11 protein-coding genes and 1 riboswitch are annotated in these 13,221 nt (G+C 65.1%); of the genes, 4 read left to right on the forward strand and 7 right to left on the reverse strand.

All coding sequences use genetic code 11. The features are described 5' to 3' along the window. Positions 1 to 2 precede the first annotated feature (2 nt). From J8I29_RS05235 to J8I29_RS05255, 5 genes are all read right to left on the reverse strand, one after another. Entirely contained in the window at positions 3 to 914 is a 912-nt protein-coding gene (locus J8I29_RS05235; RefSeq protein WP_209430848.1) for an aminotransferase class IV, read from the reverse strand. Next, positions 911 to 1,477 (reverse strand): aminodeoxychorismate/anthranilate synthase component II, encoded by a 567-nt coding sequence (locus tag J8I29_RS05240; RefSeq protein WP_209430849.1) that lies wholly within the window; start codon positions 1,475 to 1,477, stop codon positions 911 to 913. Before J8I29_RS05240 ends, J8I29_RS05235 begins: the two co-directional genes overlap by 4 nt. Beyond that, positions 1,474 to 2,844, reverse strand: coding sequence for an aminodeoxychorismate synthase component I (gene pabB, locus J8I29_RS05245; RefSeq protein WP_209430850.1), 1,371 nt, complete (start codon positions 2,842 to 2,844; stop codon positions 1,474 to 1,476). The genes J8I29_RS05240 and pabB overlap by 4 nt, the downstream gene beginning before the upstream one ends. A gap of 340 nt (positions 2,845 to 3,184) precedes the next feature. Beyond that, a complete protein-coding gene (locus tag J8I29_RS05250) occupies positions 3,185 to 4,351 on the reverse strand; it encodes a benzoate/H(+) symporter BenE family transporter (RefSeq protein ID WP_209430851.1) in 1,167 nt (388 codons plus the stop codon). Between the two features lie 188 nt (positions 4,352 to 4,539). Continuing rightward, positions 4,540 to 5,898, reverse strand: coding sequence for a hypothetical protein (locus J8I29_RS05255; protein ID WP_209430852.1), 1,359 nt, complete (start codon positions 5,896 to 5,898; stop codon positions 4,540 to 4,542). Between the two features lie 387 nt (positions 5,899 to 6,285). Between J8I29_RS05255 and J8I29_RS05260 the strand changes: the two genes are divergently transcribed. Next, positions 6,286 to 8,844, forward strand: a complete 2,559-nt coding sequence (locus J8I29_RS05260; protein ID WP_105862670.1) for a PAS domain-containing protein — start codon at positions 6,286 to 6,288, stop codon at positions 8,842 to 8,844. A 285-nt stretch (positions 8,845 to 9,129) separates the two neighbouring features. Next, complete coding sequence (locus J8I29_RS05265) at positions 9,130 to 10,044, forward strand: alpha/beta hydrolase-fold protein (RefSeq protein WP_348535982.1); 915 nt, start codon at positions 9,130 to 9,132, stop codon at positions 10,042 to 10,044. A 118-nt stretch (positions 10,045 to 10,162) separates the two neighbouring features. Here the strand turns inward: J8I29_RS05265 and J8I29_RS05270 are convergent, their stop codons facing one another. After that, positions 10,163 to 10,786: a WHG domain-containing protein gene (locus tag J8I29_RS05270; protein WP_209430853.1), complete on the reverse strand. Its 624-nt coding sequence runs from the start codon at positions 10,784 to 10,786 to the stop codon at positions 10,163 to 10,165. 105 nt (positions 10,787 to 10,891) lie between these two features. Here J8I29_RS05270 and J8I29_RS05275 point away from each other — a divergent pair, with 105 nt between their 5' ends. Together J8I29_RS05275 and J8I29_RS05280 are read left to right on the forward strand one after the other, a co-directional pair. After that, complete coding sequence (locus tag J8I29_RS05275; RefSeq protein ID WP_209430854.1) at positions 10,892 to 11,581, forward strand: PspA/IM30 family protein; 690 nt, start codon at positions 10,892 to 10,894, stop codon at positions 11,579 to 11,581. A 40-nt stretch (positions 11,582 to 11,621) separates the two neighbouring features. Beyond that, positions 11,622 to 11,903: a YiaA/YiaB family inner membrane protein gene (locus J8I29_RS05280; protein WP_105862675.1), complete on the forward strand. Its 282-nt coding sequence runs from the start codon at positions 11,622 to 11,624 to the stop codon at positions 11,901 to 11,903. A 142-nt stretch (positions 11,904 to 12,045) separates the two neighbouring features. On the opposite strand, the gene metA is transcribed toward J8I29_RS05280, so the two are convergent. Continuing rightward, positions 12,046 to 12,969 (reverse strand): homoserine O-succinyltransferase, encoded by a 924-nt coding sequence (gene metA, locus J8I29_RS05285; RefSeq protein ID WP_105862676.1) that lies wholly within the window; start codon positions 12,967 to 12,969, stop codon positions 12,046 to 12,048. Between the two features lie 55 nt (positions 12,970 to 13,024). Further along, positions 13,025 to 13,102, reverse strand: a riboswitch (SAM riboswitch). Between the last annotated feature and the right edge of the window lie 119 nt (positions 13,103 to 13,221).

Below are 13,221 nucleotides of genomic sequence, written 5' to 3' on the forward strand. Positions count from 1 at the left end.
GCTCACTGGATGGGAAGGGCTACCTCCAGGCGCGCGCCGGTGTCGTGTTCGATGCGGGCCAGGAGGGCGTTGAAGAGGCGGTTGATGGACGAGGCTGCCCGGGGTGACGGGGCCATGCTCCGCTTGCCCAGGGCCGAAACCGGACGGATCAGGCGTACGGAATTGGTGAGGAACAAGGCTTGGGCCCGCTCCATCAGGGCTGGTGTCAGGCTGGCCTCGGCGGTCTCGAAGCCGAGGATTTCCGCTTCCTCCAGCACAAGGGCCCGCATGACGCCGTCGAGGCAGCCATCGGCGCAGGGAGGGGTGACGAACCGGCCATCGATGATGGCGAAGAGGTTGGCGATGGTGGATGAGACGGCGTTGCCCTCCAGGTTGCGGATAAGGGCATCGTCGGCACCGGCCTCGGCGGCCCGGCGGGCGGCCAGGATGTTCTCGAGATAGTTGAGGGACTTCAGGCGCGCGAGCGGCGAGAACTGGTTGCGCGGCAACTCGGCTTCGGCGAGGTGTGCGGGCTGGCCGACGAGGCCGGTGCTCCAGGGCTGGGCCGTCACCAGGATGGTGGGCGGATTACTCGGCGATTGACTGCCTGGCGGCGGCCACAGGCCCCGGGCAGCCTGTCCCCGCGTCACCGTAGTGCGCAGGATGGCATGGCGTTCGCCCAAATCGTTCAGCACACCGCCAAGCGCCTCCTCGAGCCGGGCAGGATCGACGTCGATGCCGATGGCTGCGGCATGGCGCACGAGGCGGGCACGGTGGCGCTCCTGTGCGAAGGGGCGTCCCTTGAAGCAGCTCATGGTGTCGAAAACGCCGTCGCCGAGCTGGAAACCGCGGTCGAGGGCACTGACCAAGGGAGAGTCGACCTGGGGGAGGCCGGCGGTGTCACCCGCCAGGAGACGATGAAGAAAGAAGCTCACTGCACGCGATCCAGGAACGCGCGGATGATCTGATGTCCCTGTGGGGTCAGGATCGACTCGGGATGGAATTGCACGCCGAAGGTGGGGTGCAGGCGATGGGTAAGCGCCATGATCTCGCCCTCGTCGCTGCGCGCGGTGACCTCGAGCGGGCCATCCTCGTCGATTTCGACGATCAGCGAATGATAGCGCGCCGCCTCGAAGGGTTGCGGGAGCCCGGCGAACAGGCCGCCGCCCTGATGCTCGATGCGCGAGGCGCGGCCGTGCATGGGCGTACGGGCATGGGCGGTGCGCCCGCCGAAGACCTCGCCGATGCATTGGTGGCCGAGGCAGATGCCGAGAATGGGCAGCTTGCCGGAAAAGAGCTTGATCAGGTCGAGCGAAGCCCCGGCATCGCGCGGCGCCTTCGGCCCCGGCGAGAACACCAGGGCCTTCGCGCCGAGATGGAGGACATCATCGGCATTCACGGCATCGTTGCGGACGACACGGGTTCTCGCGCCGGCCTCCTCGAAATAGCGGGAGACGTTGAAGACAAAGGAATCGTAATTGTCGACGATCAGGATCATGCCGCTTCCTCCGCGCGGGCGGGATCCTCGAAGGCCGCGATCAGCCGCTCGGCCTTGGCCAGGGTCTCGTCATATTCGGCGAACGGATCGGAGAGCAGCGTGATGCCGCCTCCGGCCCGGACCGAAAGGTCCTTGCCGTCATAGCTGAGGGTGCGGATGGCGATGTTGAGATCGGCCGCGCCGTCGAAGCCGATCCAGCCGATGGCACCGCAATAGGCGCCGCGCGGCTCGCGCTCGAGTTCGCCGATGATCTCCATGGCGCGGATCTTCGGCGCTCCGGTGATCGAGCCACCCGGGAAGGTGGCCGCGATCAGGTCGGTAACGTCGAGCCCCGCCTTCAGGCGGCCCGTCACCGCCGAGGTCAGGTGGTGCACCGAGGCATAGGTTTCGATGCCGCACAGCAGGGGAACCTCGACGCTGCCGGCCTCGCACACGCGCGACAAATCATTGCGCAGGAGGTCGACGATCATGATGTTCTCGGCCCGGTCCTTCTCGCTGCGGGCGAGCGACTGGGCGATGGCGATGTCCATGGCGGCATGGGCGCAGCGGCGCTTGGTGCCCTTGATCGGCCTGGCCTCGACCCTGCCGCCGTCCTGGCCGGCATCCAGACGCAGAAAGCGCTCGGGAGAGGTGGAGGCAATGAAACGTTCCCCATCGACCAGCAGGGCGGCAAACGGCGCCGGATTGGACCGCCGCAGGGCGAGATAGGTCGCCAGCGGGTCTGCGCCGTGCTGGGGCGTGGCGCTGAAGCGATGGGAGAGATTGGCCTGGAAGATATCGCCGTCGCGGATATAGGCGACCACGCGTGCGACCTCCGCTTCGTACTCGCTCCGGCTGCGGCTGTCGCGCCAAGCCAATGCGCTCGGCGCCGACGCCTGGCGGGGCTTGGCTTCGAGCCCCTCGATGAGACGTTCGGCGCAAGCCCGGTCAGGCGCAATGACGAGGGCACGCTTCTCGATGGTGTCGAAGGCGAGGAGGCGGTCGTAGAAGGGCAGATCGATCTGGGGGCTGCCGGGCGCGGCGGCAGGAACCGATGATCCGAAGAGCTCGAACAGATGACCCGCTTCATAGGCGAAATTGCCGATCGCACCGCCGGTGAAGGGAGGCGCTCCCGGCATTGCCGGCCGGGCATGCTGCCGCAGCAGATGGCGCAATGCCTCCATGGGCGCGCCGGCGATGGCGGCATCGTTCCAGCGTGCAATGCCGTCGACGACCTGGAATAGGCCGAAGGGCGAGGCAGCCAGATAGGACCAGCGGCCCAGCGTTTCATGCGGCATGGCGCTGTCGAGCAGGGCCAGTCGCGGCTGGCTGGCCATGGCGGCCGCAGCTTCGAGGGGGTCGATCCAGGGTATCTCAACAATGATCATGGCAGCTCAAGCACAATCCTGGTACGGCACCAAAATGCCGGCCAGCTCGTGTGATGCGGACAGACCGCTTCAATAGCGTTTTGCGATTTGACGGAGTCACCTCGAATCGCAAAGACGCGTCTAACCAAGGAGCCGGAGCAAACAAGCGTTCAGTCATGAACGCGCTTTGCTCTGGGTTCGGCGATTGGAGCGTCGGGCGGCTTCCCTGTCAGCCGGCCGGAACTCATCACGCTGAGGCTTGCATCCGGGATGGGCCCAAGCGTCCCGCATCTCTCAGCCCTGTGGAGATACGTGGAACATCGCATGTCTATGTAGCGCTTTTTTTTGCCTTTGTCGTGCCTCAGTTTGCGTCGGAATAAAGCATGTGCACGACAAGGCCTGCACAAAGGCCCCAGAAGGCGGCGCCGATACCGTGAAAACTGAAGCCGGATGCCGTCACCAGGAAGGTTGCGAGCGCCGGCAGGCGCTGGCTTTCCTCCCGCACGGCGCCAAGCAGGGATGCCCCGAAAGGGCCTACCAGGGCCAGTCCCGCCGCCGCTTCGATCAGGATCGGCGAAGAGGCCGTGACCAGGCCGGTGGCAATCGCCGACAGCATCGAGAAGATCGCCGCGTAGGACAGCCCGGCCACCACCGCGGCGGTATAGCGCCGTTCGGGCTGGGCGTGGGCGTCCGGGCCGGCGCAGAGGGCGGCGGTGATCGCGGCGAGGTTGACGGTGGGAGCGCCCAGCAGGGAAGAAAGCGCCGACACGCCTCCGGTCGCCAGGAAGGCCGGCCGTGTCGGCACCTGATAGCCATAGCTCGCCAGCACCGTCAGGCCTGGAATATTCTGGGAGGCCATGGTGACGATGAAAAGCGGCAGCCCGATCGAAATCAGCGTTTGCCAATCGAAGCTTGGGGCAACGAATTCAAGCGGCGGCAGAGCCAGGGTCGGCGTGTCTCCCTGGCCGTCGAACGCCATGGCGCCCAAGGCGACGGCGAGTGCAGCGGGCGCTGCCCACAGGCGATAGAACCGTCCTACCACCAGCCAGGTCAGCACCACGGGTATGGCGAATTGCGGTACCTGGCCGAGGGCGGTCACCGGAGCAAGGCAAAGCTTGAACAGGATGCCGGCCAGCATCGCGCCGGCGATGGGACGGGGGATGCGGGTGATCAGCTTGCCGAGGGGAGACCACAAGCCGGCGACCATGATCAGCACACCGGTGACGAGGAAGGCGCCGACAGCGGCGGAATAGCCGCCGGCCGGTGCCGTCAGGCTTGCCAGGAGGGCCATGCCGGGTGTCGACCAGGCGGTCGAGACCGGCATGCGGGTCGCGAGGCTGAGTCCGGCGCCGCATAGACCCATGGTGAGGCACAACACGGCAAGGCCCGACGCGATCTGCCCCGGCGAAGCGCCGACGGCGCTCATGCCGTTGATCACCACTGCTACCGAACTCGTATAGCCGACCACAGCGGTAAGGATGCCCATGCCGGCGGACTGGCCGCTGAGATCTGCAAGGAAGGAACGCATGGCTGGGAAACCAGGATTCTCGGAGGGGCTGGCGGACATGCCGCGAGGGCCGGCTTATTCGGCCCCTGCCACGGAATGTGCAAGCCGCATGTCGGATGAATCGGGCTATCGCCCCGCCGCGTGACGGGCCATAGGCGCCCGGCCAAAAGAAAACGGGCGGAAGATCCGCCCGTCAATGCCTGGTCTCGTCAGGACTTCTTGCTGTCGTCCCGGCTGCGTCCCAGCAGGCTCGCCATTTCCTCCTCGAGGCTGGCGAAGGGATCTTCCTCGGCCGGTGGCGGCGTGGTCGTCGGCGCCGGCGTGGTGGAGGGCGCCGGCGGCGGTGTCGGGGCCGAAGTCGGGGCTGGCGTCGGCGCCGCGGTGGCTGCCGGTGCGGCGGTGGTGCTCGATGCCGGTATCGGCGGTGTGGTGGCCGGTCGTGTCGGCGTCGTCAGTCTCTCGCCGACCCGGAAGGGTTCCGTACGCGTCGGCTCGGCCGGGGCGCGGGGCGCTGGCGTGCCCAGAGAGGGCTCGATGCGGCCCCCGGGAGCCTGCGAAGCCTCGCCGCCTGGACGCGTATCGGCGGAGAAACGAGGTTCGACCCGAAGATCCGGCGCCTGGCGCGGGGCAGGCGTAGGAGCCGGAGTCGCCTCGGGGCGGCGCCATTCCGGCAAGCGCAGATCCGGCAGGCGAATCTCGGGCAGCGTCAGCCGGGTGGTGGTCGGCGCCGGCGGTTCGCGCGTTTCGGGGGCGGGTTCGAGATCGAGCCCTTCTGCGACGTCGAAATCGAGATCGCCCTTGGGCTCGGGAGCGGCCGTGGTCTGCGCAGCAGACATGGTCGGCTTTGGTGCCGGCGTGGTCGCGGGCTGGTCGCCGGCTAGAAGCTCCTCGAAATGCGCGGCGTCGATCGTGGCGCGCGGCTCTTCGGCCGGAGGCACGGCCGGTGCGATCGGGGCAGGGGTCGTCGCGGCTGCGGGGCGGCCGAAATTCGGCAAACGCGAAGTGGCGCGCTGGAAAAAGCCGGGCTCGCGCGGGGGGACGACGCTCGGACGCGTCGCGGGTTGCGTCGACGAGGCCGGAGATATGGTGGTTGCGGCAGCGGGCGTCCTGGTTGCCGGAGTGGCGGCCGGCGCCGGCGTATCGATCTTGGCCACAGGCGGGGGCTCGACCGGAGCAGGACGGGCGAAATTTTCTTCGACTTGCCGCGGCGGCGCGGAGACGGCAGCCGTACGCTCCTGCACCGGAGGCGGTGTCGCCCCGGGCGAAGCCGGGCGCGGAGCCTGGCCGGCGGGACGGGCCCGCAAAATGCTGGATTCGACGACGACGTCGTTAGGACCACCGATCATGATCAGATGTTCGACGTTGTCGCGCCGGACCAGGACGAGCTGGCGGGTACCGACGCCATAGGAATCAACCACGCCGAGCCGCGACTGCTTGCCACCTTTGGCGCTGCCGACCTGAGGACGGTTGATGGCGCGCCAGATGAACATCAAGACGACTCCCACCACCAACAGCAGGCCAGCCAAGGTGAACAACTGCGCGGGCAGCCAAGAGTTCAACGAATCCATCGATACAATTCCTTAGATCTGGTCCGGTGCCGATAGGGGATGGCAGCCTGATGCGACCAGTACTCTTTCCGGGCTGGTTTCTTAGAAGACGGTTAACGTGAAAGAATCAACAGCAAAGTCGCTAAACCAAGGCTCGTCCCTTAGATATGGTCAAAAAAACCGGAGAAATGCCGCAAAAGAGGCGGATTCTTCTTCCCTCTCAGCCCTTTCATCGGGGATGCAGCATGGTCCGGGACGCCTTTCGAAGGGGCTAAACCGCCACAAAGGACCAAGATATTTTTGGCCAACGAGGTTAACACATTTTGAAATGTGAACTGCTAAGCCAAACTGACCATTATGCGGTTCGCCGGAGCGAATCGCCCTTGAAGATGCGCGGTGGGGTTGAACATGGCTGAAGGCGAGGAGGCGGCGGCACGCGGCGCCGCGGTCGATCGCAGCGAACGGCCCAGCGGCATCTTCTGGGTGCTGGCGCTTGCCGCGGTGATCATTCTCATCGCCGTGGGAGTGTCGCTGCTGCCTTATGATTGGGGCAAGGTCGCCAGTTTCGGCATCCTGGCCGTCTTCGCCATCGTCGGCATGATCGCCATGTTTGCCTGGGCGATGGGTATCGCGCATTTCGGCCAGTCTTCGATCGCGCGCAACGATCTCACCAAGCTGATCACCGACGAGTCTCCGGAAGGCATTCTCGTCACCAACAAGGACGGCCGCATCATCTATGCCAACGAAGCCTATCTGGCTCTGACAGGTGCGATGGGCGAACAGGATATCCGCACGGTGGAGCGGGCCTTCACCGGAGATCCTGACGTTTCGGAGGCGACTTACCGCCTGGCCCAGGCCGCCCGGGCCGGCCAGCGCCTCGCCGAGGAATTCCGCATCGCCTCCGCCCCGCCCGCCGGAACCGCTTCCTGGTATCGCGTGCGCGTGCGCCCGATCGAGCGCCCCTCGGGAGCAGGGGAGACGGTGTGGACCGTCGCCGATATCACGCGCGAGCGCGAGCGCCAGGAGAACGTGTTCCAGGAACTGCAGCACGCCATCGACTATCTCGACCATGCGCCCGCCGGTTTCTTCTCCGCCGATCCCTCGGGCGAGATCGTCTATCTCAACGCCACGCTCGCCGGCTGGCTCGACTATGACCTCGCCCAGTTTGGCACCGGCGGCCTGACGCTGGCCGATATCGCGCCGGGCAATGCCGGTGCCCTGGTGGTGACGCAGGCGAGCGAACCGGGCAGCGTGCGCACCGAGATCTTCGACATTGACCTCAGGCGCCGCAACGGCACCATCATGCCCGTGCGCCTGTTCCACAAGATCGCCTTCGCCGCCGATGGCCAGCCGGGCCCCTCGCGCACCCTGGTGATCTATCGCGGGCCGGGCGGCGACGTTTCCGAAGGCCTGCGGGCGGCGGAAGTGCGCTTTGCCCGCTTCTTCAACAATTCGCCCCTGGCGATTGCGACCATTGACGAAAATGCCAGGATCGTCCGCACCAACGCGGCGTTCATGCGGCTGTTCAAAGAGTCCCTCAACGGCGACGCACCGGGCCATTCCCTGCTCGAGGCCGTGGTCGAACGCGACCGCGAAGGGCTGAGCAAGCTGACCCGCCTCGCCATGGCCGGCCGCGGCGACATCGAACCGGCCGAGGCGTCGCTCGCCGGACAGGGCAGCCGCTCCGCACGATTCTGGTTCGCACCCGTCGATCGCGGCGAGAACGAGAAGGAAGCGGCGATCGTCTACATGATCGACACCACCGAGCAGCGCACGCTGCAGGAACAGTTCACCCAGAGCCAGAAGATGAATGCGGTCGGCCAGCTCGCCGGCGGCGTCGCGCACGACTTCAACAATGTGCTCGGGGTGATCATGCTGGCGGCCGATTCCCTGCTCGGCAGCCACAAGCCCGGCGATCCCGCCTTCCAGGACATCATGGCGATCAAGAGCAACGCCAACCGCGCCGCCAATCTCGTGCGCCAGTTGCTCGCCTTCTCGCGCCGGCAGACCCTGCGTCCGCAGGTGCTGAACCTGAACGATGCGATGTCGGATCTGTCGATGCTGCTGCGGCGCCTGCTCGGCGAGAAGGTCGCGCTGGAGGTCGTCCATGGCCGCGATCTCTGGCCGGTGAAGGTGGACGTCAATCAGTTCGAGCAGGTGGTGATGAACCTCACCGTCAATGCGCGCGACGCCATGCCCGATGGCGGCAAGGTGATCATCCGTACGCGCAACGTGCCGATCTCCGAGGCCAGCGCCCTCGACCGCAGCGAATTGCCGCCGGCCGACTACGTCACCGTCGAGGTCGAGGACAATGGCAGCGGTATTCCGCCAGCCGTGCTCGACAAGATCTTCGAACCCTTCTTCACCACCAAGGATGTCGGCAAGGGCACCGGCCTCGGGCTTTCGACCGTCTACGGCATCGTCAAGCAGACGGGCGGCTCCATCCTCGTTCATTCGGTCGAGGGCAAGGGCACGATCTTCCAGATCTTCCTGCCGCGCCTGGTCGAGCCGGCGAAGGCGGCTAGTGCCGAGGCCGACACCGTGCCGGGCCAGCCCGGTTCGGCACCGGCCAAGAGCAAGGAGATGCCCGATCTCACCGGCCGCGGCCGTATTCTGCTCGTCGAGGACGAGGAAGCCCTGCGCGCGCTCTCCGCCCGCACCTTGGCGGCTCGTGGCTTCGAGGTGATCGAGGCCGGCTCCGGCATCGAGGCCCTGCAGATCATCGACGAGGGGGAGGGCGAGATCGATCTCGTCGTCTCTGACGTGGTGATGCCCGAAATGGACGGACCGACGCTGCTCAAGGAAATGCGCAAGCGCCAGTCGAAGACGCGCATCATCTTCGTCTCCGGCTATGCCGAGGAAGCCTTCGCCAAGAACATGCCGGAGGGCGAGGAGTTCGCCTTCCTGCCCAAGCCCTTCTCGATGAAGCAGCTGGTCGAGGCAGTGAAGTCCAATATGAAGCCGTAGGGTGGCGGTAGGGGCTCGGTTGTATCCGATTGCCCGACCGTCATCGCGGGGTGGTCGTCGCACGGACACTGAACATGCGATGGCTGTTCAACAATAATTGCTCACGGGATCGCAAGCCGGCTGAGGCTTATGCCAGCAGCCGCGATGTTTGACTCAGGGGTTGTTGCGAGCGTAGCGAAGCAATCCAGGAGCCACGGCCACCGCGCCTACGAAGCCCGGATTGCTTCGCTATGCTCGCAGTGACAGGGGTTGCTTGGTTCAGGTATTATCCTATTGATTTTTCGCGTGAATATCCGACTGGTCGCAACCATTGTGGCACTGCTGTGCGTCGTCTGCGGTCCCGCCAAAGCCGCGGGGCCATCCGGATGCGATCTCGGCGGCACGCAGATCCGCTCGATGCCCGATCCCGTTTCGGGGCGATCCTATGATGTCGAGATCACCCTGCCGTCGGATTATCAGGTAAATCCGGGCAAGCGCTTTGCGGTGCTGTATTATGCCGATGGCGGCCACCTCGCCGCATCGGCCAGCTGCCTGTCGAAGGAACCCCGCCGCCAGGAAGCGCTCCGGCTGGTGAAGAGGCTCCATCGCGAGGGCAAACTCGCAGACGAGCCCATCCTTGTCGGCCTTTCCTATGCCAAGGGCGAGGGTTTCGCGGCGAGCCGGGCTCGGGACTACACGCCCGTGGCCGACAAGCCAGGCTATGGCGGGGCCGGGGCCTTTCAGGCCTATCTCGCAAAGACCGTCATTCCCGCCATCGAGAGCTCCTATCGCACCGCCCCCAGGCGGCGCCTGTTCTGGGGACACTCCTATGGCGGGCTTCTGGGCGCCCGCATCCTGCTGACCCAGGCCGACCTCTTCCAGTCCTATATTCTCGGCAGCCCATCCTTCTGGTTCGCCGATCACACCATCCTGGCGATGGAAGCCGGTTACGCCAGGACGAACCACGATCTGAAGGCGAACGTCCTGATCTATGTCGGCGGTGACGAGATACGCCGCTACGATCCCGACCGGCGTGGCGACACCCGCGATATGGTCGCAGATGTCCGGACATTCGAGACGCAGCTCAAATCGCGCGGTTTTCCGGGCCTGACGATCCGATCTCTGGTGGTGCCCGGCAAAAACCATCGTAGCACCATTCCGCCCGGCTTTTCCTGGGCCATTACCGTGGCGTTGGGCGGCAGCAAGACAACCAAGCAATGAAAGCCTGGGGGCGCGGGCGACTGGAGTGTCGATCTCCTGATCGACATTTTTTCCGTATTTCCAAGAATGCCGGTCCGAAGATCGGCCCTCCAAGCCAGGACACGCGGGAACGCTGGCCTCACGCACTTTCGAGGCCTCGGCCCATGGCGCTGACCACCAGGGCGATCTGTTCGCGCAGATAGGGAAGCGGGAGCTGCACGAGCTTGCCCTCGAGCCCGAGCAGCACCATGCCGTGGGCGGCCGAGAACAGGGATCGGGCGAGAAGGGCTCTTTCGGAGGGAGGCAGAGCCGGCTGGAGCGCGGCAAGCGGCGTTTCTAGGTGTTGGAACAAGGTCTCCTGCTGGCGCAGATGCTCCGCCGGCAGCTCCTGGCCATCCGGCAGGCGGAAGTCGAACAAAGCATGCCAACGCCCGCCATGGTTGGCTGCAAAATCGAGATAGCCATTTGCCAGGGCGATCAAGGTGCGATTGGCGATGGCGCGGGGGCCGCCCCCTGCGGCGGCGGCAGCTTCGGCCTCCCGGCTCAGAATGGTGCCGAGCAGAGCGAAGCTGCGGGCATTCACAGCCAGGATGAGGGCGGCGAGATCGGGAAAGACCGTGTAGATGGCGCCGAGCGCGCAGCCCACCTCTTCGGCTAGGGCGCGTGCTTTCAAGGCCGCATGGCCTTGCGCGACGATGGTTTTCTCGGCCGCCTCGATCAGCTTTTCGCGCAGCTCTTCCCGCCGTGCCTTTGCCTTGGCCATCCGCTGGAACCTCTTTCGTGAACATTGTTCAAAATATCTCTTGAACGGTGTTCATGTTTTAGTTAACGTCATATCTTGAACGTTGTTCATAACACGGAGAGCGTGATGTTCAAGACCATCGTGACCTTGTTCCGCGGGGCGGCAGCGGAAGCGCAAGACAATCTCGCCGGCCGCAATGCCGTGAGAATCCTGGATCAGCAGATCCGGGATGCCCGCGCCGGCCTCGAACAGGGACGGCGCGCCCTGGCGGTAGCCATCGCCCAGGACAGGGCCGAGGCCCGACGGCTCGGCGATGTGCGCCGGCGCATCGCGGATCTCGACGAACGCGCCATCGAGGCGCTGCGCGGCGGGCGTGATGACCTGGCGGGTGAAGCGGCCGTCGAGATCGCCAATCTGGAAAACGACACGGCAGCCATTGCCGCCGCCCAGGCGACATTCGCCGAGGAGGCGGCGCGACTGCGCACCAAGCTGGCGGCGGCCGAGCGTCGCTTTCTCGAAATCGAGCGGGGCCGGCGTATCACCGCGGCGGCGGAGACCGTGAACAAGCTCAAATGCGGTTACGCCGCTGCTGCGCCCGGCACGGCCCTGGCCGATGCCGAAAAGACGCTGGCCCGGCTCAGGGAGCGCCAGACTCATCAGGACGATGTGGATCTCGAGCTCGAGGCGCTCGACGCCGAGGCGCGCTCGGCGGCGGCAACCGAAAGGCTCGAAGCGGCTGGGTTTGGTCCCCCGACGCGGACGACGGCCCAGGACGTATTGGCGCGGCTGAAAACACGGGCGGCACAGGCCGCTTGAGTCACCATCCCTTCAACTGTCGAAGAATCGAGACGATCCCATGGAACAGTCGAACCTGATCAAGCACTCCAATGCCTGGGTCACCTTCACCTATGCCGCCTTTGCCGGAGCCGCCGGCATGGTCGGTCTCGGTATTCTGTTCATCCCCGTCGATATCTGGATCAAGGCCTATCTGGCCATGGGCACGGTGATGCTGATCCAGACCTGCGTGACGCTGACCAAGACGCTACGCGACCAGCAGGAGGCTGGCCGCCTGCACAACCGCATCGAAGATGCCAAGACCGAGCAACTGCTGATGCGGATCGATCGCGCCAAGGATTGAGGGGGTGGGGGCGCGTGAGACGCGGTGGGCCGATCTCCAGATCGGCCATCTTGGAAGCGCCGTACGCGCGGGAAATGAAGATGGTCGATCTGGAGATCGACCCTCCAATCCGCGCCTAGGCGCCCGTGCACCCGAGAGAATCTCAGCGCCCCCTCCCGACCTCGCTCAGATCATAGGGTGTCGTCTGGTAGATCTCGTTGATCCAGTTGCCGAACAGGAGATGGGCATGGCTGCGCCAGAAATTGCGCGGCGGGAAGGACGGGTCGTCATAGGGGAAGTAGTTCTTCGGCAGTTTGATCGGCACGCCGGCCTCGACGTCCCGGAAATATTCGTCGGCCAGCGAGGTCGATTCATATTCGACGTGGTTGAAGAGATAGAGCCGGTTGCCTTGCCGTTCGTGAATGAGGCACACGCCGGTTTCGTCCGAATCCATCAGGATCTCCAGTTCGGCCTTCTCACGGACATCCTCGCTGCGCACCTCCGTCCAGCGCGAGACGGGGATGTGGAAGTCGTCGGAAAAGCCGTTGAGATAGATGGAGGAGGGCTTGCGGTTGTGGTGCTGGTAGACGCCGAAGGCCTTTTCGGACAGGTCATATTTGGGAATGCGGTGGAAATGCCAGATGGCGGCCATCGCGCCCCAGCACACGTTCAGCGTGGAATGCACATTGGTCGTGGTCCAGTCGAGAATCTGCTCGAGTTCCTTCCAATAGGTCACTTCCTCGAAGGGCAGCGTCTCCACCGGCGCGCCGGTGATGATGAAGCCGTCGAACTTGCGGTCGCGGACTTCTTCCCAGGTTTCGTAGAAGGCGAGCAGATGATCTTCGGGGGTGTTCTTGGCGCGATGGCCGCCGACGCGCACCAGCGAGAGCTCGACCTGCAGCGGCGTGGCGCCGACCAGGCGCGCCATCTGCAGTTCGGTGCGGATCTTGTTGGGCATCAGGTTGAGCAGGCCGATCTGCAGCGGGCGGATGTCCTGCCGGATGGCGGCCGTTTCCGTCATCACCCGCACCCCTTCGCTGACCAGGGTGGAAAAGGCGGGGAGGGTATCCGGAATCTTGATAGGCATTGTGCACTCGATCGACGTTGGGCCAGCCGGAAAGCAATGCGACAGGTCCACGGATGGAGTGCATCCAGCGGCCCTTTAGCGAGTTGTTTAACGTGGCTGCAAGCCGGCCGGCCAAATCACCACGGGAGAAGAGGTAATCCTGCGGGATCAGGAAATCAATGATGTTTCCTGGGAGCCCTGTCGGGGAGAGAGGGACTGGAGGGTCGATCTTCGGATCGACCATCTTCCTTTCCTTCACGTGCTGCGTTTCCA

Source organism: Labrys sp. LIt4 (assembly GCF_017813775.1).
GTDB classification, from domain to species: Bacteria; Pseudomonadota; Alphaproteobacteria; order Rhizobiales; family Labraceae; genus Labrys; species Labrys okinawensis_A.